Raw genomic sequence first — 25886 nt, forward strand, 5'->3', positions numbered from 1 at the left:
CTTTCTTACAGAACATTCCCTTATTTCAAAATGGTGTATCATATATTTTTATTTAAAGTGTAAAAAAATAATTGACAGAATACTCAATAAAGTTGTAAGATTATAAATGGAAAATAAATGAAAGGGGTGTGCGTAATGATTGTAATCGTAAATGTAATGGGCTTAGCTCTGTTAAATGGCAGAAAACATTCATATCATTACGCAACCCGTACGGATATATAGGGCATCTTTGTCTTATAAAAAGCGTACGTTGCGTATATCGTAACGTACGCTTTTTATGCATTCCTGTGCATATCGTCAAGCGGCGGTATGCTTTTTTTTGTTTATTTTCCCTTGTTTAGTTCCGATAAAAAACTTTGGAAGGTGGAAAAATGTGATGAGATTGTATGGGTTACGAAATGTAAATGTGATAGGTCTGGATAGTGGATAAAGAAATGAGAGGTAAACGAGAACGAGAAGGGAGAGGTTACATTGTTATCAGTATTACTAAAGCTAAAGTGGTTTTTTAGGGAGCACTGGAAGAGATATAGTATTGCCATTGGAGCTCTTTTAATTGTGAATATAGTTGAAGTGATTCCCCCGAAAGTGTTAGGGGTTACGATAGATAACATAAAAACAGGAACGTTATCGAACGAAGCTATTATACAGTCTATTCTTATTTTAATAGGGGTTACGATCGTTGGATATGGCCTCACTTTCGTATGGCAACATCAATTGTTTGGCGGTGCATTCGTACTTGAGAAAACGATGCGCTCTAAATTTATGGGGCATTTACTTAAGATGACGCCGACTTTTTATCAAAAAAATCGTACCGGTGATTTAATGGCGAGAGCGACAAATGATTTGAAAGCAATCGCTATGACAGCTGGTTTTGGTATATTAACGCTTGTGGATTCTAGTTTATATATGCTTACGATTGTCTTTATGATGGGGTTTACAATTAGTTGGGAGCTTACATTTGCAGCGCTTATTCCGCTTCCAATTATGGCGTATGCGATGAATATATATGGAAAGAAATTGCATGAAAGATTTACAGTTGCGCAAGATGCGTTTGGTGATATGAACGATAAAGTGCTTGAATCAATCGCTGGTGTTCGCGTTATTCGTGCATACGTACAAGAGAATGCAGACGAGGAAAGATTTCATCATCTAGGAGATGACGTCTACGAAAAAAATATGAAGGTAGCAAAGATTGATGCATTATTCCAACCAACTGTGAAAATGCTTGTCGGTCTTAGTTATTTAATCGGCTTAGTGTACGGTGCATACCTTGTGTTCCAGTCAAAGGTGACCCTTGGTGAACTCGTTTCTTTTAACGTGTATTTAGGGATGATGATTTGGCCGATGTTTGCAATTGGTGAATTAATTAATGTTATGCAAAGAGGAAATGCTTCGCTTGACCGTGTGAATGAAACGTTAGCGTATGAGCCAGATGTAAAGAATCCGAAACATCCAAAGCTTGTGCAAGAGCCGGATTATATTCAGTTTGATGATGTGTCTTTCTCATATCCTTCATCAACTGAAGAAAATTTAAAAAAGGTTTCTTTCACATTAAAGCAAGGAGAAACGCTAGGGGTTGTCGGAAAAACAGGAAGCGGGAAAACGACGCTTGTACGTCAGCTTCTTCGCCAATATCCGCTTGGAGATGGAGATATTGCAGTTTCTGATGTGACATTAGATAAAATGACGAATGAAAATGTACTCGGCTGGATTGGTTATGTACCGCAGGAGCATATTTTGTTCTCAAAAACAGCGCGAGAAAATATTTTATTCGGAAATAGGGAAGCGACTGAAGAAGAATTAGAGAAAGCAATTGAAATTGCTGCGTTTAAAAAGGATTTAGAGTTTTTACCAGAAGGGTTAGAAACGCTCGTTGGAGAGAAAGGTGTTTCTTTATCAGGAGGGCAAAAACAAAGGATCTCGATTGCACGAGCTGTTATTCAAAATCCAGAAATTTTAATTTTGGATGATTCTTTATCAGCTGTAGATGCTCGTACGGAAGCAGCGATCATTGAAAATATAAGAACGGAAAGAAGCGGAAAGACGACGATTATTACGACGCATCGTTTATCTGCAGTGCAACATGCGGATTGGATTCTCGTTATGGATGAAGGTGCAGTTATAGAAGAAGGTACGCATGATCAGCTTATCCAAAAGGGAGGCTGGTATGCTGAGCAGTTTGAAAGACAACAAGGTGAAAGTGAAAGTGCGGATAGTGGGGTGAAAATATGAGCGTTTCAAAACGGTTGTTTCAATACGCGATGAAAGTGAAGGGGACGATTTTTGCTGCGATGTTAATGTTATTTATTTTCGTCATCGCAGAGCTTGCTGGTCCTTTCGTCGCTAAAACGATGATTGACGATCATATCGTCGGGATAGAGAAACCTTGGTATGAAACAGAACAGAGTGAAGATGCTGTTTCGTATAATGGGGCTTTTTATAAGCGAAGTGATCGCTTTGAACAAGGCGAGAAAAAAGGAAAAGAAGTACGCGTAATGCAAGTCGGTTTTCAATATTATTTTGTACCGAATAAAGTAAATGCGGAAGGGTCACGGACTGTAAAAAGGGATATGATTACCGTTCAAAATGGTAAGGCGGTGCAAGTGTATAAAGCGAAAGCATTAACGAAAGAAGAAGTGTTTGCATTTTATAAACCAGAAATAAACCGTCTATTATTACTTGGTGGTGGCTATTTCGCTTTATTAGTAGTCGTGTCATTATTTGCATACGGAAAGCAGTTCTTCTTGCAGAAGGCAGCGAACAAAATTATTCAAATTATGAGGGAAGATGTTTTTTCTCATATTCAAACGTTGCCAATTCGGTACTTTGATCATTTACCGGCGGGGAAAATTGTTTCGCGTGTGACGAATGATACAGAGGCCATTCGTGATTTATATGTAACGGTGCTGGCAACATTCGTTTCTAGTATCATCTATATTATTGGGATATTCGCTGCGTTATTTTTATTAGATGTGAAGCTCGCTTCATTATGTTTATTAATTATCCCAATTTTAATTGTTTGGGCGATTCTTTATAGAAAATATGCGTCTGTATACAATCATAAAATGCGCTCTCGCTTATCTGATATTAACGGAACAGTGAATGAATCCATTCAAGGGATGCCAATTATTCAAGCGTTCCGTCAAGAGCGTGAAACGAAAAAAGAATTTGAAGAATTAAATGGCGATTATTTTAAGTATCAAAATAAAATTTTAAATTTAAATGCAGCAACTTCGCATAACTTAGTAGCCGTATTAAGAAATATCGCTTTCACAGGAGTAATTTGGTATTTCGGCGGTGCGTCATTAAGTGCTACAGGTATTATTTCACTTGGGGTACTGTATGCGTTCGTCGATTATTTAACACGATTATTCTCGCCAATTACGAATATGGTGAACCAGCTTGCAAACTTAGAGCAAGCGCGCGTTGCATCAGAACGTGTCTTTGAATTGTTAGAGGAAAAAGGGGAACCGGTAGAAGAAGAACGTATGCCTCGTTTAAAAGGAAATGTAAAATTTGATAATGTATCATTTTCTTATAATGGAAAAGATGAAGTGTTAAAAAATATTTCTTTTGAAGCGAAACAAGGCGAGACAGTGGCACTTGTCGGTCATACTGGATCAGGAAAAAGTTCTATCATGAATGTACTCTTTCAATTTTATGAGTTTGAAAAAGGAAAGCTTACGATTGATGGTCACGATGTAAAAGAGATGCCGAAACAAGCAACCCGTGAACATATGGGAATCGTACTGCAAGACCCGTTTCTTTTTAGCGGAACGGTCGCTTCCAATGTAAGCTTAGAAAACGAAAAAATTTCAAAAGAGCGTATCATAAAAGCATTGCATGATGTTGGTGCTGAAAGATTTGCAAACAATATAAATGAAGAAATTACAGAAAAGGGAAGTACGCTTTCCACTGGAGAACGTCAGCTTATTTCGTTTGCTAGGGCGCTTGCTTTTGATCCAGCTATCTTAATTTTAGATGAAGCAACATCTAGTATTGATACAGAAACAGAGGCGATGATTCAACAAGCGCTGGAAGTTGTGAAAAAAGGAAGAACGACGTTTATTATTGCTCACCGTCTTTCAACGATTAAAAGTGCGGATCAAATTATTGTGCTCGATAGAGGGACGATTTTGGAAAAAGGGTCTCATGATGAACTAATGAAAAAGCGTGGGCGTTATTATGATATGTATAAAACGCAAATGGAAGGCAATCAGAGTGCTTAATAGGTATGGAGGAGAACTTGTGATTTTCACAAGTTCTTTTTTATTGATGAACATGTCGACTCTTTAGCGAATTACGACAGTTAAATAAGAAGTATTGTTTTACCTTTTTCTTTATAAATGCTATATTAAAAAATGTTACTTATTTTTTGTATGTAGCGTTATTTTTCCCTTTTGTTTGATTATGAAGAAAAAGGATAAACTAAATAAGAACATTTTCATTGAAAAATTGTTCAAGATTGCATACAATCAATATAGTTTTTAAATTCCTATCAGAATACTTGGAGGATTACAATCATGAAGAAATTATTTTCAGTGCTTGCAGTAACTACATTAGCGATCGGGATTGTAGCCGGCTGCGGTAAAGAAGAGAAAAAAGATACAGCTAGTCAAGATGCGTTACAAAAGATTAAACAAAGCGGTGAACTTGTAATTGGTACAGAAGGTACATATCCACCATTTACGTTCCACGATTCAAGCAATAAATTAACTGGATTCGATGTTGAATTAGCAGAAGAAGTTGCAAAACGTTTAGGTGTAAAGCCTGTATTTAAAGAAACACAGTGGGATAGCTTACTTGCTGGTTTAGATGCAAAACGTTTCGATATGGTTGCAAACGAAGTTGGTATTCGTGAAGATCGTCAAAAGAAATACGATTTCTCTAAGCCATACGTTTCATCTTCAGCGGCATTAGTTATTGCAAAAGATAAAGATAAGCCTGCTACATTTGCTGATGTAAAAGGATTAAAAGGAGCACAATCTTTAACGAGTAACTATGCAGATATCGCTAAGAAAAATGGTGCGGAAATTATTGGTGTAGAAGGATTTAGCCAAGCAGCAGAATTATTAGCTTCAGGACGCGTTGATTTTACAATTAATGATAAGTTATCAGTATTAAATTATTTAGAAACGAAAAAAGATGCGAAAATTAAAATTGTAGATACTGAAAAAGAAGCTTCAGAAAGTGGATTCTTATTCCGTAAAGGTAGCGATAAGCTTGTACAAGAAGTAGATAAAGCGTTAGAAGATATGAAAAAAGACGGTACGTATGACAAAATAACGAAAAAATGGTTCGGTGAAAATGTATCTAAGTAGTGCATTGGTTTCAGATCGATTGTCTACTTGGATAGATATTATGCAGACTTCCTTCATGCCTATGCTGAAGGAAGCTGTTTTTACAACAATTCCATTAACGCTTATTACATTTATTATCGGGATTATACTGGCAACGTTAACAGCGCTCGCACGTATTTCTGGTAGTCGTATTTTACAATGGATTGCTCGTATCTATGTATCTATCATTCGCGGAACGCCACTTCTTGTACAATTATTTATTATTTTCTATGGACTTCCAACTCTTAATATTGAAGTTGAGCCATATACAGCAGCAGTTGTTGGATTTTCATTAAATGTCGGTGCATATGCATCTGAAATTATTCGTGCTTCTATCCTTTCCATTCCGAAAGGGCAGTGGGAAGCAGCTTATACAATTGGGATGACATATCCACAAGCATTAAAACGTGTTATTTTACCACAAGCAACGCGCGTATCAATCCCGCCGCTTTCAAATACATTTATTAGCTTAGTGAAGGATACTTCATTAGCATCGTTAATTTTAGTAACAGAAATGTTCCGAAAAGCGCAGGAAATTGCGGCGATGAACTACGAGTTTTTAATTGTTTATTTTGAAGCAGGTCTTATTTACTGGGTTATTTGTTTCTTATTATCAATCGTACAACAGATGTTAGAAAAGCGTTCAGAACGCTATACATTAAAATAATCCTTTTACAAAAGGAGTTTTTGTTTTTATGATTTCAATTCAGCACTTACAAAAAAGTTTCGGAGATAATACCGTACTAAAGCATATAGATTTAACAGTTGAGAAGGGCGAGGTTGTTGTTATTATTGGGCCGTCTGGATCTGGTAAAACGACATTCTTACGTTGTCTCAATGTATTAGAAACGCCAAACGCTGGTAATATTCGTATCGGTAATAAAGAGCTTAACTTCTCTCAAAAAGTAACGAAGAAAGATATTGTTAATCTTCGTACGCAAACAGGTATGGTATTCCAGCACCATAATTTATTCCCGCATTTAACAGCACTTCAAAATGTAATGGAAGGGCTCGTTACAGTGAAAAAGATGGGGAAAGAAGAAGCGAAGAAAAAAGCAAACTATTTCCTTGAAAAAGTTGGTTTAGCAGATAAAGTGGATTTATATCCGTTCCAATTATCAGGCGGACAACAACAGCGCGTTGGAATTGCGCGCGCGCTTGCGATGGAGCCGGAAGTGTTACTATTTGATGAGCCGACGTCAGCGCTTGATCCTGAACTCGTTCAAGAAGTTCTGAAAGTAATGAAAGAACTTGCTAAAGAAGGCATGACGATGGTTATTGTAACGCACGAAATGCGTTTTGCACATCAAATTGCGAACCGTGTTATTTTCATGGATGGTGGTGTCGTTGTCGAACAAGGTACACCAGAAGAAGTATTTACAAATCCAAAAGAAGAACGCACGAAGAAGTTTTTACAAATGTTGCAATAAATTAAGGAAGGTCTCAAGGCATATGCCTTGAGACCTTTTTGCCATATATATTTATTTGTGGAATCCGCCAAGGCTTTGCTCAGCCATTGCAACTAGACGTTTTGTGATTTCTCCACCAACTGAACCGTTAGCGCGAGCCGTAGAATCTGCTCCTAATTGTACACCAAATTCTTGAGCGATTTCGTACTTCATTTGATCGATTGCAGCTGTTGCACCTGGTACTACTAATTGATTTGAAGAATTTTGGTTTGCCATAGGAATATATCCTCCTTAGAGTTATAAAAGTTTTTTTGGTTGGACTAGCTGGAGTTGAACCAGATTATCGCCCCGGTTGGCGCTAATCCATCGGTAATTAAGTTTGTACTCATAGTATGGATGTTACCTAGAAAGATATACAAAATAATAATTTGTAAATTTTGTCAAAAAAAACGTATTGATTTCGTAAATTATGAAATAAGAGTAATCGTTGTATTTTTAAGAAAACAGGCCAAACTAAGGGTGATATTAAATATAATTTTTTCATTGTAGCTTGCTACTTGTAGGCTAATTATTAGCTTCTTATTTATGATTTATTGAAATAAAAATGAAATCGGTAGCAACTTCATAGTTCTATTTTTAAGTAGGGATGGAGGGGCGCTCCTATGTCTGGATAGGTTGCTCTCTTCACTCTAAAAAAGAGAGGCTTATAAACGATAACGTATGGAGGAATCATGATGGGAATTTGCCCGCTTTGCAACGCATTAGAATCACAAACATATTCTTGTCAAAATTGCCAAAGTATACTCCAAGATTATGGGAAGTCTGTAGATTACATAGACGATTATAGTGCCTATATGGATCAAGAATTATTAAGTGCAGTAGATGGTTTAACGCATAATAATTCAAATGAATATTGCAATCATATTTTTTATTGCAGAGTATGTAACGTGGAAACTGAGGTTGTAGTAAAACTTGTGTAAATAGAAAACTTCCACCTTATTATCTAGGTGGAAGTTTTTGTTTTTGTATTTGTGAGTGAATCATAGGAGAAGGGATATGTTCGGTGTTTGATGAAGCCCCTGATTTTATTTGAGACATTTTTTCTTTTGTATCACGTAAAGAATGTTCAGTTAAGTAGACGGCATATTCGTAAAATAATTGGCGCGTCAGTTCACTTTGCTCTTTTAATTTTTTATCTTGGAATACAGTTCGCCCAGGTTTAGAGTTGGCTTCAAAGAGCCACGGATTTTCCTTTGTGTCTAAACCGATATCAAAACCGATTTCTCCAATATTTCCAGTTACTTGTTCATCGAGCGCGTAACTTATTTGTAAGGCAGTATGTTTTAATTTATTTTCAATTTGAACTTGTTTCGTTGAATCTGGAAAAAGCTCTTGTAATAATTTTGTATCACCGCCACTATTTACGTGCGTTGTTAAACTGCCTTTGCCGGCGATTTTGGCGACGATTGCACTAACTATCCAATTACCGAAATGGTTTTTATTTGTATGAATGCGGAAATCAACAGGTTGCCCATCGAAGCGAAGTAACGAAATACCTTGCTGTACGATAAACTTTTTTAAATCATGTCCTTTTAATAGGTGGTTTAGAAGCGTTTCTAATGATTGATACTTTCTCAGTTTATTTTCTTCATTTTCGCGATAACGACAGTAGTAGCAATTCTCTGTTTGAGAATAAAATATTTGATGAATATTTCTACCAAAGCTCCCGTGTATTGGTTTCATGTACACGGATTTATATGTGCCAAGAAACCGTTCTACTTGTTCAAAATGCTGAAATGCTTCTGTATTTGGTAATAAGGGTTTAATTGATTCGTCTTTCGTAAGAAGTTGATGAACTTCCCATTTATTGAAAAAACCTGGGTTAAACCATGGAATGCAGTAGTCATGTTCTAACTTTCTTTTTGCTCTGACGATTGGTTTATAATTTTCCGCTTGTCGATTCGGTAATCGATCGTAAATGACATTTGGTAAAGGGACTTTTTTCTTTACCCATTGTTTCTCTTGAAAGAAATATCCTTCAATCGTTTCTTCTTCCCAGTTTATATGTTGAACGCCAAAGACGAATACGAACGGTCGTAATGAGAATGGTGGTGTTAACAACTCACTGAGAGCAATTGAACGATTTCCTAAAGGGGTAGAAGAATCATCGTTAAAGCCAGTTGTAAAAATGCCAATCAATGGTCCGAAAATAATTGTTTGGTTTTGTGTAAATGCATGAATAGTAGTGGATTGAGGCAGTAAAAGTTTTTCGGCAATATGCTTTCCGATAATAATTTCGCGAGTAAAGGAATAATGAATTTTCACCTCTTTACTTGCAATGTGACGTATACCGAAGGATAGGGATGTAATAGGTGGTGTAATAGAAAAAACGTAAGGTAAAGTAATGCTATTTGGATGTTCATCTGAAATGTTTAATGTATATATATGTTCTTTCAAAATAGGTTTACCTCCTTTCATTATGGTGTAAAGCGACTGAATTTAAGTGGTCCGTGAAATATCTTTTCGGCTAATGAATCACTATGACGAATGTATTGTTCGTAAGGAGGAATCGTGTTGACATACATAAGCCAAATTGCGCCTTTTTGATCCATAATTGTGGAAAGTTCTAGTTCGAATAATGAAGAATAAGACTGATCTAGTGTTTGGAATACTTCATTTATAATGTCGTGTAAAGCGTCTTGCAATAGTTGCACACCTGTACTAGATAGTACGTATTTAATTTTTGAAAATGAATGCAATGAATCATCGTCTGTTGCTGAGGGTAAAAGTTGATTAGGAAATGAACTTTTTTGTATAAATTGACCGATAATATTCCAAGTTTGTTCTTTGTTTTTTTGCAAAATGGTTCGAATGTGGAGTGGGTATGTTAATTGATTTGGTGGTTGTAGCATGGTATGCACTATGTAGCGTGATGAACGTATGTTAGATTTACACCAAGATATAAATTCATCTGTCCGCTTGATTGGAAGAGAAGTATGGTATTTTTCATTTACTGTATCGATATGAAACGTTTTATTTTTGTAAGCGACTCGATATAAGTTGTCTTTAGAATGTATATTAGTGGGGCGTATAATAATATCTTTAGTTTTTAACAACAGTTTGAAAATGTTTTGTATCGTTGCCACTTCAAATTTGGGTATATAAGGAGACAGTTTTTTATTAGTAAGAAATAAATCATGTAGTTCACTTAAGTTAATAAGTGTGTTATTTAAAAAGGTAGTGGAAGGACGGTTGTGCAAAGAGTGAATAATTGATTTTGCTTTTTCAAAGTCTGTTTCCTCGTGAAAAGAATAACGATCATATATATAAGAAGGAATAGGGAATGTTTGCTCTTTCCATTTTCCTGTATCTGTATCGTAAATAAGACCAGAAACAAGGTCTGTTTTAGAATCAATACAAAATGGCGTAAACTGGGCAACGACATTATGATAAAGCCGAGCGCGTTTAGCGATTTCGGTGTAATACGTTTGCTCATAATGAAGTTTAGAAGTTAAAAGGCCGAGAACCAACGAAATCACTCCTTTACTACTATTTGCATAATAGGCGAAGCTATATATTGCAAATACGTTTTTATACCATTATACTTTTGTCCGTATGATGATATGCTATAGTTTTGGAGAAGTGAAAGGTTGATTGTAATGAATATATGGTTAAATATGTTAACGACGACAGGACTCGGAGCAATTATTGGGGGATACACGAATCATTTAGCGATAAAAATGTTATTTCGTCCTCATCGTCCTATTTATATCGGAAAGTTTCAAGTTCCATTTACACCAGGGTTAATTCCGAAGCGTCGTGATGAACTTGCTGTTCAATTAGGAAAAATGGTTGTAGAACATTTGTTAACACCAGAAGGAATTGGAAAAAAGCTAACAAATGAAGAGTTTCAAAAAGGTTTAATTCACTGGGCGCAAGTGGAAGTGGATAAAGTAATTACGAATGAACAATCACTGCGACATATGTTAGAAAAATGGAATGTAGCGCATGTAGAAGAAGAAGCGACTCGAAAAATCGAACATGTGATTACAGAAAAAATTCATGCATTTTTAGCAGAGTATTATACATATACATGGGAACAGGCTTTACCTCATTCTGTACATGAAAAGATAGAGAATGCGATTCCGAATGTCTCGGCGTTTATTTTAGAGCGAGGAATTAGCTTTTTTGAAAGTGAAGAAGGGAAAGCACGTCTTTCAAAAATGATTGATGATTTCTTTGCTTCTCGCGGAACGCTACTTAACTTAGTCGGAATGTTTTTAGGAAATGTAAGTGTAGTGGATCGTGTGCAGCCAGAAGTTATTAAGTTTTTAGGTCAAGATGGTACAAAGCAGCTTTTAACTGACGTACTGCACAAAGAGTGGGAAAAGTTAAAAGGAAGAGATGTAAAAGAATTAGAAGCATTTGTAGAGAAAGAAATGATTGTAAGCTCCGTGCTGTCAGCAGTTAAAGTAGAGGAAACAGTGAGTAAGTTTTTAAATCAATCTGTTCAGCAAGTATGTGAACCAGTTCGAGAAACAATTATTGAAAAAGTGGTTCCAAGTGCAGTAGCGAAAGGCTTAAAGTGGGGAACAGAAAATGTAGAGAGTATACTAAATAATCTACACTTTGCGGAAATTGTCCAGCAAGAAGTGTCTACATTCTCAACAGAAAGATTAGAAGACTTAGTTCTGTCTATTACGAAAAATGAATTGAAAATGATTACGTATTTAGGAGCGTTATTAGGCGGAATGATCGGGCTCGTACAAGGATTGTTACTATTGTTTCTTAGATAATAAGGTGAGTACATAGAAATAAAAGTGAAATTTCTTCACATCTCTTGCATAGTTTGATATGGTAAGAAGAGGTGCGTATGTAAATGCACGTAAAAGGCAGTGCGAGTGAAAAGCGCTAGCCTTCTAAAGGAGGAAAAATAAAATGACAAAGAACATTCATGATGTTGCATATGAATTACAAAAAGCAATCGCTGAAAACGAAGACTTCAAAACTTTAAAAGAGAGCTACGCAGCAGTTCAAGCTGACACAGCTTCAAAGAACTTATTCGATGAGTTCCGTACAATGCAACTTAGCCTACAACAAAAAATGATGCAAGGCCAAGAAATCACTGAAGAAGATAACCAACAAGCACAAGAAGTTGTAGCTCGCATTCAACAAGATGCTAAAATTACAAAATTAATGGAAACTGAGCAACGTCTAAACGTTGTAATCGGTGACGTTAACAAAATTATCATGAAGCCACTTGAAGAATTATATAGCGCGCAACAACAAGCGTAATAGTGGAAGACGCTCCTAGTTTAGGAGTGTCTTTTTTGTTTAGGGAATTTAATAGTTATACCACAAAAACTCCCTTTCAAAATAGCCATTTCTTATTGGTTATTTTGAAAGGGATATGTAACATATCTGTTAATTTTTTTTATTGCTGTTAATTGAAGTTTTAATATTTTTTTCGTTCAAAAACGTTTCAATCTCTTTTTGTTTCCTCCCATTTATTTTCTCAAGGCGTTTTGTAAAAGAAAAATTGGCTTTGAATAAGTTACCATCTTGGGTGAGTTTGTCTAATTCTTGATCTAGCTCTACGAAAATATCCGTAGATGATGACATAAATGCATAGATTTCTTTTGAAGGTTTTTTATAATCAGTAGGTAAATTATTATTACTAATAAACTCATGGAAATTCATATCGTTTTGTTTCGCTAAATCAATTAGTTTTTGTAATTTTTCTCGGTCAGATTCCGTGAAATTCTTATCAGAATTTGTTGAAGCGAGAGGGATAATATTTTCAGATAACTCCCAACTATAATCTATATAATTTTTTATATTTTGTTTCATTTCGTCTTCACTAATAGTTTCGTTTTTCTTTGAGGAACTAAATATATTTTCTGGAACTTTAATAGCAACATCTTTAATAGATTGTACATCGTTTTCTTCCTTAGGTTGTACACTGTTTGAACAAGCTGATAGAAATAAAAGAGTAAGTAGCATGAGTGAATATAAAGTATATTTGTAACTACTCAGCTTCTTCAAATAAAAAAACAGGCCAAATACATGTTTCCGATTCGAAAACATGAAAAGAAAATACTCCAATCAGAGAAAGAATCTATGCCAAATAGAGAAATTCTCTTATGAAGTCGTGTTATTCCAAGGAACCGTTCTAGTTTCTATGACTTGGTTTATCGCTTGTAAGACCGATTGTTTTTGTTTTTTCATGGTACTCATAAAGCTTCGTATCTGACAAAAAGATTCTGCGCCTTTCTTACTTCGGAAAGTCCCAGACACTTTCTGTTTTACTTTCGTCATCCGAATATCCCGTTCTGCTTGATTGTTATCAAATGGAATGGCTGGATGTTCTAAAAACGCTAGAATTCTGTCAGAATACTTGACGAAGCGATTCCATAAATTTTGAGAAGGCGTCTGCTTTCCTTTCTTCTTTTGTTTCGTGGAAAGAATCTGTTGTTCTTTCAATATGGATTGATACATAATAAACAGATTCTTTTGCGTCGCTTTTGGCATGGTACCTTCGGATTGCTTTTTCATCGTCAACGCTTGCGTTAGAAATTTCTGCATCTGTTGTGCCCATTGTTCTCCAGTACTATCTATAATTCCTTGTAAATCTCGTAAGAGATGGGCATTACATAAAACGTGACGACAATCTGTATACGCATCATACGATTTCCAACCATCATGCATCGCAATTCCAGAAAAAGATGGCAAGATTTCTCCAGCATCCATTGCTTCTTTTCCACGTTTTTGATGAATATGTTGCAATGTCACCTCCGGTGTACTGGCAGTATGTAACCATTGTGTTTTGTTTTCTACACGCATACCAGTTTCATCAAAATGGACAACAGGAGACTGCAGAATCTTTTCCTTTACTTCTTTTATGAATGGCTGCAATTGAGAAGCGAAAGCCTGTGTATGATTTACCAGGGTTCCTTCGCTTATAGAATGTCCAAAACAATCCTGAAAGAATTCTTTTGTTCGCTTCAAAGAAATGCATTGATAATGCGTTAAATAGGGAATCAGTCTTTTTATATTTGGACCATATTGAACAGGACGAGATACTGTCGAAGGAAATTGGGCTTCTTGGATAGAATGGCAATGTGGGCATTCTTTCTGTTCTACTTTATGTTCTGTCACTTCGATCTGAATAGGTGGTAAGTCATACACTTGGCGAATGCGATACCCTTTTACAGGCTCGTGGTTCAAGGAAGTATGACAACAAGTACAATATGTAGGAGAATGTGTAATCGTATGATCTGGAGTCGCTGTCAAACCAAGAGTATGTCCCTTGTGGCCCAACTGGCCACCCGTTTGACGATGAGACGGTTTGCGCAAACTTTTTGTAACGGGCTTACCCAAACCATCTGTAGAAGGTGGCTTATGACTATTTTTGGAGTTTTTTTTTGAAGCATTTTCTAGTTCTTGTATACGTTTTTCTAACTTAGAAAATGTTTCTTCAAATAAAGAAATAACAGCTTCAGGTCCTTTTTTATATGTATCTAAAATAATTTTTCGATCGACCATAAGATTCACCTCCCCTGTTTGATATACTCAGTATTTACAAATGGGAGGCATATGAAACTAGTAAAATTTAAAAAAGACACCGAAAGGTGGCTGAGTAGTTACGTATATTTCTTCATTTTAATCTCCTTTTACATTCATTAGTGTCTTTGTAAAATAGCAATATTCCATTTCAAATACTTTACTAAAAGTGCATATAGATGTTTTACCATTTGATAAGATATGACGGATATGAGTAAACCGACGCAAAAAGCTATAAATACATTATAAACATCGGAATAACTGATTTGATGAAACCCTTTAAAGAATCCTAATCCTATTAATAAGATAGGTGAAATAATTAATAATGGTGTAGCAATGATAAGTGCTAGAAGAAGCGGTAATAGAAAGAGTAATACGAAAAAGGCGATAATGATAAATATAAAGTTTAAAAGACTTAAGCTCATAACAGAAAACAGTGCTGTCATAATGTTTTTTAGGCTGCGCCTATTGTCAGCGTTGCTTATTGCATATGAAACGTTAAGTTCTTTAGCGATAGTTTTAGGGTTTCCTAGTTTTTTAGAAATTTTCTCTTCAGATATTCCATCTTGTTTACCACTAATAAAATGAGTTTCGTACTCCGAGATAATATCCTCCTTTTCTAAATTAGGCATATTCCGTAGGGAAGAACTAAGTTGCTCTAAAAATTCACTTTTGTTCATAACAATCACTTTCCTTTATAAAATGATAAATTACAGCTGAGAATCCTATCTTTTTTCTAAACAGCACACACAATCTATATTTACTTTTTGAAAGGCGATATACTAATCGTAAATAACATTCCAAATAATGGTTATTCCATTATTTACAAATATATCACTTGCTATTATTCTTTGCAAGGTACTATAAATTTGTTAATAATGTGAATAGGTGGAAGTATTTTTGTACATTTTTAGAAGAGATATAAAAATGTTATTTTAAGATAAACAAAAGGTTGTAAGCGCATTCTTTAAATCTTGTCAAAATAATATCGAATTCATATTGTTGGGAAAATAATGCATTTGTAATATAATGATAAATGATACTTCACCACATTAATTAACTAGGTGAAGTTAAAATCTTTATTACACAAATTATGAAACAAAGGAATGATTAGTTTGAGTACAGGTGTAAAAGTAAACGACGTGAAGACAAAAACAAAAGGAGCAGATCTTGTTGTTGATTGTTTAATTAAACAAGGTGTTACACATGTTTTCGGTATTCCAGGAGCAAAGATTGACTCTGTATTTGATGTATTGCAAGAAAGAGGACCAGAGTTAATCGTTTGTCGTCATGAACAAAATGCAGCATTTATGGCAGCTGCTATTGGTAGATTAACAGGGAAACCGGGCGTATGTCTTGTAACTTCAGGACCAGGGACATCAAATTTAGCGACAGGTCTTGTTACTGCGAATGCGGAGAGTGATCCCGTTGTTGCTTTAGCTGGTGCAGTACCGCGTACGGATCGATTAAAACGTACGCATCAATCTATGGATAATGCTGCACTATTCGAACCAATCACAAAATATAGCGTAGAAGTAGAGCATCCTGATAATGTGCCAGAAGCACTTAGTAATGCATTTCGAAGTGCGACTTCCACAAATCCGGGAGCTACTTTAGTAAGTCTTCCGCAAGACGTTATGACTGCGGAAACAACTGTAGAGTCTATCGGTGCGCTTTCTAAGCCACAGCTTGGAATCGCTCCCACAAATGATATTACATATGTAGTAGAAAAAATCAAATCAGCGAAATTACCAGTTATTTTACTCGGTATGAGAGCGAGCACAAATGAAGTGACGAAAGCTGTTCGTAAATTAATTGCGGATACAGAACTTCCTGTCGTTGAAACATATCAAGCAGCTGGTGCGATTTCACGTGAGTTAGAAGATCATTTCTTTGGCCGCGTTGGATTATTCCGTAACCAACCAGGTGATATTTTACTAGAAGAAGCAGACCTTGTTATTTCTATCGGTTATGATCCAATCGAGTATGATCCAAAGTTCTGGAATAAACTTGGCGACAGAACGATTATTCATCTTGACGACCATCAAGCAGATATCGACCATGATTACCAGCCAGAGCGTGAATTAATTGGTGATATTGCTTTAACGGTAAATAGCATCGCGGAGAAATTACCGAAACTTGTATTAAGTACGAAATCAGAAGCGGTATTAGAACGATTACGCGCAAAATTATCAGAACAAGCAGAAGTTCCAAATCGTCCTGCAGAAGGTGTTACGCATCCACTTCAAGTGATTCGTACACTTCGTTCTTTAATTAGTGACGATACAACTGTTACATGTGACATCGGTTCCCATTCTATTTGGATGGCGAGATGTTTCCGTTCTTATGAACCACGTAGATTATTATTTAGTAACGGCATGCAAACGTTAGGTGTTGCACTTCCTTGGGCAATCGCAGCTACTTTAGTAGAACCAGGTAAAAAAGTAGTTTCCGTATCAGGTGACGGTGGTTTCTTATTCTCAGCGATGGAGTTAGAAACGGCGGTACGTTTAAATTCTCCAATCGTCCATCTTGTTTGGAGAGACGGCACATATGATATGGTTGCATTCCAACAAATGATGAAATACGGCAGAACATCAGCTACAGAGTTTGGCGATGTTGATCTTGTGAAATATGCGGAAAGTTTCGGGGCGTTAGGTCTTCGTGTTAACACGCCTGATGAATTAGAAGGTGTGTTAAAATCCGCGCTAGCAGCAGATGGTCCTGTCATTATTGATATTCCAATTGACTATCGTGACAACATTAAATTAAGCGAAAAATTATTACCAAACCAATTAAACTAATGGAGGCAGATTTGAGATGACTGTTGCGCAATTAATTGATATTGATGCAAAAAGAACGAAAACGAGTAATGAAGTATATCAAACATCTACAATGCTTGCGCTATTAGATGGTATATATGATGGTGTGATTAGCTTTGAAGATTTGAAAAAACATGGTGATTTCGGCATCGGCACATTTGATCAATTAGATGGTGAAATGATTGCATTTGATAATGAATTTTATCATTTACGTTCAGACGGTTCAGCGGAAAAAGTAGAGCCAGAAGAAACAACGCCATTTGCGACTGTAACGTTTTTTGAAAAAGAAATGAGTTATACGGTAGAGCGTCCGATGAATCGTGAAGAAGTTGAAGCGTTATTATATGAATTAATGCCAAGTAAAAACTTGTTTTACGGTATTCGAATGGACGGTACGTTCCGTGAAGTAAGGACGAGAACTGTTCCAAGACAAGAAAAACCGTATACACCGCTCGTTGAAGTGACGAAATCACAACCAATCTTTTCATTTGAAAATACAGAAGGTACGCTTGCTGGATTTTGGACACCAGATTATGCGCAAGGTATTGGGGTAGCTGGATTCCACTTACATTACATTGATGATGAAAGAAGCGGGGGCGGACATGTTTTCGACTATGTTATAGAAAACTGTACCATCCAAATTTGTCAAAAAGCTCATATGCATTTAGCACTTCCAGAAACAGCTGATTTTATGGCGGCTGAATTATCAAGAGAAAATTTAGAGGATAATATTGCAACTGCGGAAGGTGCAGAGTAAGAGGGAAAGACTGTTCCATTTTGGAACAGTCTTCTTTTATTCGTAATGTTATTATTTGTCGATAAATCGATATTTCTTGTCGAACCGTTGATATATTGTAAGTTACGATAGATATATTTGAAAAATTGTTGATATCGCTTATTTTTTTGAAACAAACGGATGTCCCTCATAATAAAAACGCCACGGATAGTGTACAGCTTCTTCTGCATAGTCGATATTAATACGAGGTCCTGCTGTTATTTTATATTGTGATGATATGTGTTCTTCTTTTGGAACTAATTCAATATGTAACGTATCACTTTGTAACGATACACCGCGTTCTTTTAAAGTGATGCCAAGTGCACGGCATAGTTTGCCAGGACCGTTCGTTAAATTTTTGTACTGCGCTTTTGTAATTTCGGTCTTATTGTAGCGCGCTAGTTTTATTTCTTCTATTCCATCTACCGGCTCAAGAGCTCGAATGAGAACACCTTGTGGGGTGCCCACTGGCGCTGTAATAACGTTAAAGCAATGATACATACCGTAAATTAAATATACGTAAGCATGCCCTGGTGCACCAAACATAACTTCTGTGCGATCTGTCCGTCTGCCTCCGTAACTATGTGCGGCCTTATCATCCGGGCCTTTATATGCTTCTACTTCTACAATGATTCCGCTTCGCTTTATTCCGTCTACAATATGAACAAGTTTTTGCCCGAGTAATTTTTTTGCGACTTCTAACGTATCGCCTTCATAAAAAGAAGGAGGTGCCTGCATTGTACTATCTCCTTTGCTAAGTGTATATGTATATAGTAAACCAAATTTTCAGTAGTAATTCTAACTCGTTCTATTTGCTACATTTATTTCATAAATTATGGATAGAGTACAACAGCGAAGAGGGGGAGTGCGACATGATTTATCGCTTACTAGCTCTTAATATAGATGGGACACTACTATACAACAATGGAAAAATTGCAAAAGGATTAAGAGAAACAATTGAATTTGTGAAAAGAAAAGATGTATACGTTACGTTATTTACGAGTCGTAATTTTCAATCCGCTCATAAAGTAGCAAAGGCGTTAAAATTAGATTCTATATTAGTGACACATGGTGGTGCTTTCGTTTCAGCAACGTTAGATAAGCCGTACGTTCAAAGAAGATTGTCTGAAGAGAAGACTTTTAACATTGTGCAAGTGTTAGAGCACTTTGATTGTAACGTACGTATTTCTCATGAACGGTTTTCGATAGGAAATCGTGAGAGAAATACACCAAACTTAATTGCGCGCACTGTATTATCAAGCGCAGATCCGTTATTTTATCCAGTTCAATTTGTAGATTCGTTAGGTGACGCGCTTCGTGACCATCCGGTAGCGGCGCCAAAAATTGATGTTCTTTTCCAAACTAAAGGTGAAAAAGAACGCGGGCTAAATACATTAAGAAAAGCGTTCCAAGATGTAGAGTATGTTGAATGTGATTCAAAACGAATAGAAATTTTACCGCAAAATGTATCAAAGTTACGCGGGTTACAATTGCTTGGAGAGCATTTAAATATTTCGCTAAATGAAATGGTTGCGATTGGAGATAGTATGGAAGATTTAGAGGTTATTGAAAACGTGGGACTTGGGGTAGCGATGGGGAACTCGCCTGTAGAATTAAAGCAAGCAGCCGATTGGATTACACGTTCAAATAGTGAAAACGGTGTAGAGTACATGATTAAAGAGCATTTCCGTAAGCAGTTCCCGCTTCCGTTTTTGAAGAATCATAAAAATACACCGAAACGATGAAAGAAAAACGTAGCTTTTTGGCTACGTTTTTTGTTGAGCTTATTAAAATGAATGAAAACGTTTTAAAATGTGAATTGTGTATGAAATCTATACAATTCACTTGAATCCTTTAGAAAACTAATGTAAAGTGAAGGATGTTGTCAAAATAGTTACACCACATGAAATATTCTTCAGATTAATTTTATTGGGCTCCCATACGTAAAAGTATTTCCGCATGACAGTTTAGTTCACGTATTATTTCAAAAATGAATTGTAGTAATTTTATTAAGTAGTTGTAGCGTTCCTTTGTTGTATTTAAATGGATTATTTTAAGTTAATGTGAGTAAGACCTGGTACATATGAAATGTACTTCTTTTTGTGATTTTAGGAAGTTTAAAAGGGGGAATGAATTTCTTGAGGAAATCATTTAATCAAAAAATTAAAAAGTTAAGTAGTAGTTTAATAGTTGTATTACTAATATGTATGAATTTTTTAATCCATTTACCATTTAAAGCAGAGGCAGCTACAACAGAGTTAAAAGGTTTAGGTGATGTATCTTATTACAACGCCATCATTTTTGGAGATCATAGTGCAACGAGTGCTGATATTGAAGGTGCGATGGCTGTTCAGAAAAATATGAAAGCATCAAGTTATACAGTCGTAGCGGCTGCAACTGGAGCAAATAACTTAGCTGGAGCAACTTGGGTAGATGAAGGATATCCATCATTATTACTAGGCGGTCAATTTACGAAAGCGGGAGCAGGACAGGTAATTATTCAAGATGGAACAGTGGCGATGACAAAAGACGGTGACCCAGATGGCGCGATGAAAACATCATATGACCGTATCTCTTATAAAGAGCAAGCGGAGATTGATGCTAAGTTTAAAGAATTTAGAAAAGACGTTGATGGTGTAATTGGGGATGCAAGTAAACTACACACTGATAAGCCAAAACCTAATATGAGTTTTGGAATCGGTGAAGATGTAAATAACCCTAATATTTATGTCTCTTCAGGCCAAACGGGAAAGAAAGCATTTGATGTAAAAGACGTTTTTCTTCCGAATGTAGAGAATAAAGACTTTATTGTTATTTATTCAGATGCAGAAGAAGTGAGTTTTGGTGGCGGTGCAATTTTGTATGATACAAGAAATACTGGGATGGCGACGGATTTAATTAATACATCTCAAGCATACGACCCTAATTCATCTTTTACTGAGTTAGCTAGTAAGGTAATTTGGGTATTTCCTAATGCTACAAAGATAACAACTAAAGGTTATGGTGTAGTAGGTAGTGTGTTTGCACCTAATGCAGTTGTAGAAACAAAAGGTGGTTCTATTAATGGACAAGCCTATGTTGGAGGATTACACCAAAGAGATGGTTTTGAGGTTCATAACTTTAAATTTAACTGGCCAAAATGGAATAAACCAGCAGCTGAAAAAGGACATTTACAAATTAAAAAAGTTGATGAAAACGATGAAAATATTGTTTTAAAAGACGCAAAATTTGATGTTGTAGACAAAGATAATAACGTTGTGGCTACTGTTACAACAAACGAAAAGGGTATTGCGGAAGTTAAAGATTTACCACTTGGTGACTATTTTGTAAAAGAAATAAATGCACCAGAAGGATATATAAAAGTTGATACACCAGTCAAAGTAACAATTGATAATACAAACGTAATTGAACTTGTTATGAAGAATACGAAAAAAGTAGAGAATGGCCAATTTAAATTATTGAAAAAAGATAGTGAATCCGGTCAACTTCTGCCAGGTGCAAAATTTGATGTTATCGATAAAGATGGGAAAGTTGTGGAAACAATTGTTACAGATGATAAAGGTGAAGCCTTATCGAAACGACTTCCAGTTGGAAGCTATACATTAAAAGAAGTAGAAGCACCGAAAGGGTATGAATTATCATCTAGTTCAGTTTCTGTTGATGTAGAGGCTAATAAAGTATTGACTGTAGATGTGGTGAATAAAAAGATTCCCGAAAAAGTAACAGGTCAATTTGAAATTGTGAAAGTAGATGCGGAAGATAAAACGAAGGTATTATCAGATGCAGAATTCGAAGTGTATAAAGAGGGTAAAAAAGTAGATACGTTACGAACAGATAAAACTGGTAAAGTAGTTTCTCAGAAATTAGAACCAGGAAAGTACACATTAAAAGAAACGAAAGCACCACAAGGATATAAATTGCTAAAAGAAGAAATTGAAGTCGTTGTGGAAGCAAACAAAGTAGTAGAAGTACAAGTAGAAAACGCAAAAGAACTAGGAAGCTTACAAGTAACCAAAAAGGATGCAGAGAGTGGAAAAGTTCTAGCAGGTGCAGAATTTAAATTGAAAAATGAAGCTGGTCAAGTAGTTGGAGAAGCGAAAACAACGAATAAAGACGGTGTTGTGAAATTCGAAAACTTAGTGCCAGGAAAGTACACGTTAGAGGAAACGAAAGCGCCGGAAGGTTATAAAGCGCTAGAAGTGATAGTAGAAGTAAACGTTGTAGCGAACGAAGTAGTAAATCAAGAAGTTACGAATGAAAAAGTAACAGGTCAATTCGAAATTGTGAAAGTAGATGCGAATGATAAAACGAAATTGTTATCAGGTGCAGAATTCGAAGTGTATAAAGATGGTAAAAAGGTAGCGGAACTGAAAACAGATGAGAGTGGAAAAGTGATGTCACCGAAATTACCGCTAGGTGAATACACAGTGAAAGAAACGAAAGCACCAGCGGGCTACAAGCTTTCAAATAAAGAATGGAAAGTAACAATTCAAAACGAGAAAGAAGTAGTAAAAGTAGAGGCAGAAAACGAAAAAATCTTAGGTTCTCTACAAATTATTAAAATGGATGATAAAGATCAAACGAAACGCTTAGCAGGCGCAGAATTTACATTGAAAGATGCGAAAGGAAATGTTGTAAAAGAAGGAATTACAACAGATAAGTCTGGAACGGTTAAGGTAGACGGACTTGTGCCAGGTGAATATACGTTAGAAGAAACAAAAGCACCAGAAGGTTATGAGTTAACAAAACAAATAATTCATGTAACAGTTGACGGTGAAAAAGTTATTGATGTAAAAGTAACGAACGGTAAGAGCCTTGGGCAATTCGAAATCGTAAAAGTAGATGCTCAAGATAAAACGAAAGTATTATCAGATGCAGAATTCGAAGTGTATAAGGATGGTAAAAAAGTAGATACGTTACGAACAGATAAAACTGGTAAAGTAATTTCTCAGAAATTAGAGCCAGGAACATACAAATTAAAAGAAACGAAAGCACCACAAGGATATAAGTTGTTAAAAGAAGAAATTGAAGTCGTTGTGGAAGCAGACAAAGTAGTAGAAGTACAAATAGAAAACGCAAAAGAACTAGGAAGCTTACAAGTAATCAAAAAGGATGCAGAGAGTGGAAAAGTTCTAGCAGGTGCGGAATTTAAATTAAAGAACGAAGCTGGTCAAGTAGTTGGAGAAGCGAAAACAACGAATAAAGACGGCGTTGTGAAATTCGAAAGCTTAGTGCCAGGAAGGTATACGTTAGAAGAAACGAAAGCGCCGGAAGGTTATAAGGCGTTAGAAGTAACAGTAGAAGTAAATGTTGTAGCGAACGAAGTAGTAAAACAAGAAGTTATGAATGAAAAAGTAAAAGAAGAAATTACAGGTCAATTAGAAATTACAAAGGTAGATGCTAATAATACAAATAAAACATTAGCAGGCGCAGTGTTTGAAATTTGGAAAGACGGAATAAAAATCGACACATTAACAACAAATAAGAGCGGTAAAGCGACTTCTAAGAAGTTAGAACCAGGAGATTACACTTTAAAAGAAATCCAAGCGCCAGAAGGATATACTTTATCCGATAAGGAAATGAAATTTACGATTTCTAATGAAAAAATTGAAGTTGTAAAGCTTCAAATTACAAATAAAAAAGATACAGATAAAGATCCGGAAAAACCAGGTGAAGGAACAGGAAAACCAGGTGAAGGAACAGGAAACCCAGGTGAAGGAACAGGAAAACCAGGTGAAGGAACAGGAAACCCAGGTGAAGGAACAGGAAAGCCGGGTGAAGGAACAGAAAAGCCGGGTGAAGGAACAGAGAAGCCAGGTGAAGGAACAGAAAAGCCAGGTGAGGGAGTAGAAAAACCTAATTTACCAGAACAAGGACAAGGTTCTTCTAATAATCAACAACTCCCAGCTACAGGACACAATACGAATTACGTTCCATTCATCGGTTTTATGCTTCTGTTACTAGGAATACGTTTAAGATTCATGGCTAAAAATAGTTAACGGATGTATAAAAGGCATCAGAGATATACAATCTCTGATGCCTTTTAAATTAATACAGATAAATATTTTAAGCTTCAATTACGCTAAGCATTCTGTTTATAAATGCAGCTGCGTGAGCACGTTGTGATGGTCCTTTTGGTACGAATTGATTCAATTCATTACCTTTTACAATTCCATATCCATACACTCTTTGTACTTCTTCTTTAGCGTAAATTAAGTTTTGGTCTACGAATGGTAGTTCAACTTGTTTTGCAAAAATACCAGCGTGTTTTAGAGAACGATCGATCATAATAACAGCTTCTTCGCGTGTAATTGTAGTATTTGGGTCAAATGTATTATCACCACGTCCGCGGATTATGCCTGCGCTTGCTGCACGATTAATACCGTCTCGTAACGATGGGTGTACTTGTTCTAAGTCTGTGAAATTAGCATTTCCACTTGGTAATTGTAAAGCACGAGTAATTAATGTAGCAAATTCAGCACGCGTTACAAGACGTTCTGGGAAGTACTTGCCGTTTCCTTCTCCTTGCATAATGCCTCTAGCTGCTAATTGACGAATGTCTTGTTCATACCAGCCACCTGTAATGTCATCAGTTACTGGATTTTTTTGATTTTCTTTATAGTATGTTTCAGTTCCTTTTAAGAAAGCATCCCATTGTCCGCGTTGAATCATAAACGCAGGGCAGTTTTTTCCTGACCAAAATTGGTGTTTTTGGACCTTATCTAGAGAAATATTTAAGTCGTTCATTAAATAAGCTGCCAATTTACGGGCATTTTCTACCGCTTTTTCATAGTTTCCATCTTGATTAACGGCAATTTCAATTCCGATAGATTCATAGTTTCCAGTTTTATTTCCAGCATGCCATCCAACTTCATTTACCGGAAGATGTTGATAAATTTCTTTATCATCTACTGTGAAATGCCAAGATGCGGCGCGATCAGCTGTTCCGCGTGCTTGATTATCTAAGAATTTTGCATGATTTAGAGCATTAGCACCTTTCGCTGTATTAGCCGTTTCGTGAATCGTAATATATTTAGGCACCATCGGGTAGCCAGGTCGAATATCGTCATTTCCTTTTGGGACAATCATTTCTTTAAATGTAACGCCATAAATATTGTTTGTTTGTAGAGCTTCTGGCGATCTCAATAAACTGTTTTTAGCAGTACGACTGTTTTTTAATAATGAAGCTTTTGTACCTTCAAATGTAGCAGAAGGTGCATAAATCCATTTTGCTGTTTCGTTTATTTGGACTTTAAACCAATTTCCAGCTTGTTCAGTAGGAGTAATGACTTGTGGCTCTAGTTTCCCTTCTTCTTTAAACGATTGGAACGGAAGTGCATGTATGGAAGCTTCTTCTTTTACGATTAATTTTTGGTTAGATAGTTTATGAATCTCTTGAACTTCTAAGCTATTATCATTGTTATCTATCCATCCAGCGCCAGTTGGCGTCGTTATGTAGTAAGCATTTCCTTTTTTCTTTGTCGCCGTTACGACTTGTTCTGTAATCTCGATATTCGATTTGTTTTTTAAATCATTCGCGGTATATAATGAATGTTTTTTTGAAGTGTATAGTAGGAATTGGCCAGTAACCTCGATATCTTCTTCATGAGTACTATGCTCATTAACATGCTCCTTAATACTTTTAAAAACTTGATCCTCCGTATATACTTCGGCGGATTTTTCAGCACTCTCTGCAAATGAATAAGTAGGTGCAAGAACAGTTTGTAATGCAAGAGAGAGAGTTAATACACTATAAAATTTCTTTTTCATATTTGTTTTTAACACATTAGATTGTGGAATCTAGTGTTAACAGTCCTCCTTTTTATATTGTATTTTCACTATGTATCGATTTTAACACTAATAAATTTTAACAAGAGAAAATCATGATGTCTATATACATGAGCAATATTCATAAAAAGAATTATTTGAAAAAATGTAAGAGAAACAGGTAAAACCTTCTGTATTGACCTGCAAACGC

The 25886-nt window shown here is 35.9% G+C and carries 20 protein-coding genes; 12 read left to right on the plus strand and 8 right to left on the minus strand.

Features of this window, described 5'->3' with window-relative positions; all coding sequences use genetic code 11:
• Positions 1–471: 471 nt before the first annotated feature.
• The 5 genes from MHH55_RS26120 to MHH55_RS26140 all read left to right on the plus strand — a co-directional run bounded on the left by MHH55_RS26120 (position 472) and on the right by MHH55_RS26140 (position 6769).
• Positions 472–2232, plus strand: coding sequence for an ABC transporter ATP-binding protein (locus MHH55_RS26120; protein WP_000953783.1), 1761 nt, complete (start codon positions 472–474; stop codon positions 2230–2232).
• Positions 2229–4229 (plus strand): ABC transporter ATP-binding protein, encoded by a 2001-nt coding sequence (locus MHH55_RS26125; protein ID WP_074554200.1) that lies wholly within the window; start codon positions 2229–2231, stop codon positions 4227–4229. Before MHH55_RS26120 ends, MHH55_RS26125 begins: the two co-directional genes overlap by 4 nt.
• A 294-nt stretch (positions 4230–4523) precedes the next feature.
• Positions 4524–5321, plus strand: coding sequence for an amino acid ABC transporter substrate-binding protein (locus tag MHH55_RS26130; RefSeq protein WP_000732843.1), 798 nt, complete (start codon positions 4524–4526; stop codon positions 5319–5321).
• Complete coding sequence (locus tag MHH55_RS26135) at positions 5308–6006, plus strand: amino acid ABC transporter permease (RefSeq protein WP_000281499.1); 699 nt, start codon at positions 5308–5310, stop codon at positions 6004–6006. The genes MHH55_RS26130 and MHH55_RS26135 overlap by 14 nt, the downstream gene beginning before the upstream one ends.
• A gap of 28 nt (positions 6007–6034) precedes the next feature.
• Positions 6035–6769 (plus strand): amino acid ABC transporter ATP-binding protein, encoded by a 735-nt coding sequence (locus tag MHH55_RS26140; protein WP_000623610.1) that lies wholly within the window; start codon positions 6035–6037, stop codon positions 6767–6769.
• 51 nt (positions 6770–6820) lie between these two features.
• Here MHH55_RS26140 and sasP read toward each other — a convergent pair whose 3' ends face one another.
• Positions 6821–7024 (minus strand): small acid-soluble spore protein, SasP family, encoded by a 204-nt coding sequence (sasP, locus tag MHH55_RS26145; RefSeq protein ID WP_000013338.1) that lies wholly within the window; start codon positions 7022–7024, stop codon positions 6821–6823.
• 458 nt (positions 7025–7482) lie between these two features.
• Between sasP and MHH55_RS26150 the strand changes: the two genes are divergently transcribed.
• Entirely contained in the window at positions 7483–7728 is a 246-nt protein-coding gene (locus MHH55_RS26150) for a hypothetical protein (protein ID WP_000510476.1), read from the plus strand.
• A gap of 19 nt (positions 7729–7747) precedes the next feature.
• On the opposite strand, the gene MHH55_RS26155 is transcribed toward MHH55_RS26150, so the two are convergent.
• Together MHH55_RS26155 and MHH55_RS26160 are read right to left on the minus strand one after the other, a co-directional pair.
• The gene (locus tag MHH55_RS26155) at positions 7748–9205 is read right to left on the minus strand and encodes a YheC/YheD family endospore coat-associated protein (RefSeq protein WP_078187045.1); all 1458 of its coding nucleotides are present in this window, start codon (positions 9203–9205) and stop codon (positions 7748–7750) included.
• Between the two features lie 20 nt (positions 9206–9225).
• Complete coding sequence (locus MHH55_RS26160; RefSeq protein ID WP_000242827.1) at positions 9226–10278, minus strand: YheC/YheD family endospore coat-associated protein; 1053 nt, start codon at positions 10276–10278, stop codon at positions 9226–9228.
• 129 nt (positions 10279–10407) lie between these two features.
• On the opposite strand from MHH55_RS26160, the gene MHH55_RS26165 reads away from it, so the two are divergent.
• A complete protein-coding gene (locus MHH55_RS26165) occupies positions 10408–11544 on the plus strand; it encodes a DUF445 family protein (protein ID WP_139362474.1) in 1137 nt (378 codons plus the stop codon).
• 142 nt (positions 11545–11686) lie between these two features.
• Complete coding sequence (locus MHH55_RS26170) at positions 11687–12043, plus strand: YlbF/YmcA family competence regulator (protein ID WP_000164614.1); 357 nt, start codon at positions 11687–11689, stop codon at positions 12041–12043.
• Positions 12044–12172: 129 nt separating this feature from the next.
• On the opposite strand, the gene MHH55_RS26175 is transcribed toward MHH55_RS26170, so the two are convergent.
• The 3 genes from MHH55_RS26175 to MHH55_RS26185 form a co-directional block, all read right to left on the minus strand.
• Entirely contained in the window at positions 12173–12751 is a 579-nt protein-coding gene (locus tag MHH55_RS26175) for an NDxxF motif lipoprotein (RefSeq protein ID WP_078188198.1), read from the minus strand.
• A 138-nt stretch (positions 12752–12889) separates the two neighbouring features.
• Positions 12890–14293 carry an IS66 family transposase gene (tnpC, locus tag MHH55_RS26180; RefSeq protein ID WP_100910632.1) on the minus strand — a complete coding sequence of 468 codons (1404 nt, stop codon included), beginning with the start codon at positions 14291–14293 and terminating at the stop codon, positions 12890–12892.
• 137 nt (positions 14294–14430) lie between these two features.
• Positions 14431–14991, minus strand: coding sequence for an HAAS signaling domain-containing protein (locus tag MHH55_RS26185; RefSeq protein WP_074554191.1), 561 nt, complete (start codon positions 14989–14991; stop codon positions 14431–14433).
• A gap of 435 nt (positions 14992–15426) precedes the next feature.
• Between MHH55_RS26185 and alsS the strand changes: the two genes are divergently transcribed.
• Both alsS and alsD read left to right on the plus strand, forming a co-directional pair.
• On the plus strand, positions 15427–17115 hold the full coding sequence (gene alsS / locus MHH55_RS26190) for an acetolactate synthase AlsS (RefSeq protein WP_074554189.1): 1689 nt from the start codon (positions 15427–15429) through the stop codon (positions 17113–17115).
• Between the two features lie 16 nt (positions 17116–17131).
• The gene (alsD, locus tag MHH55_RS26195) at positions 17132–17890 is read left to right on the plus strand and encodes an alpha-acetolactate decarboxylase (protein WP_074554187.1); all 759 of its coding nucleotides are present in this window, start codon (positions 17132–17134) and stop codon (positions 17888–17890) included.
• Positions 17891–18028: 138 nt separating this feature from the next.
• Here alsD and MHH55_RS26200 read toward each other — a convergent pair whose 3' ends face one another.
• A complete protein-coding gene (locus tag MHH55_RS26200) occupies positions 18029–18646 on the minus strand; it encodes a DNA-3-methyladenine glycosylase (protein ID WP_001148797.1) in 618 nt (205 codons plus the stop codon).
• 134 nt (positions 18647–18780) lie between these two features.
• Here MHH55_RS26200 and MHH55_RS26205 point away from each other — a divergent pair, with 134 nt between their 5' ends.
• Both MHH55_RS26205 and MHH55_RS26210 read left to right on the plus strand, forming a co-directional pair.
• Positions 18781–19653: a Cof-type HAD-IIB family hydrolase gene (locus MHH55_RS26205; protein ID WP_000640431.1), complete on the plus strand. Its 873-nt coding sequence runs from the start codon at positions 18781–18783 to the stop codon at positions 19651–19653.
• Positions 19654–20046: 393 nt separating this feature from the next.
• A complete protein-coding gene (locus tag MHH55_RS26210) occupies positions 20047–23907 on the plus strand; it encodes an MSCRAMM family protein (protein ID WP_340881666.1) in 3861 nt (1286 codons plus the stop codon).
• 67 nt (positions 23908–23974) lie between these two features.
• On the opposite strand, the gene MHH55_RS26215 is transcribed toward MHH55_RS26210, so the two are convergent.
• On the minus strand, positions 23975–25678 hold the full coding sequence (locus MHH55_RS26215) for an S-layer homology domain-containing protein (protein WP_033666542.1): 1704 nt from the start codon (positions 25676–25678) through the stop codon (positions 23975–23977).
• Between the last annotated feature and the right edge of the window lie 208 nt (positions 25679–25886).

It is taken from the genome of Bacillus sp. FSL K6-2944 (genome assembly GCF_038005385.1).
Classification (GTDB): domain Bacteria; phylum Bacillota; class Bacilli; order Bacillales; family Bacillaceae_G; genus Bacillus_A; species Bacillus_A cereus.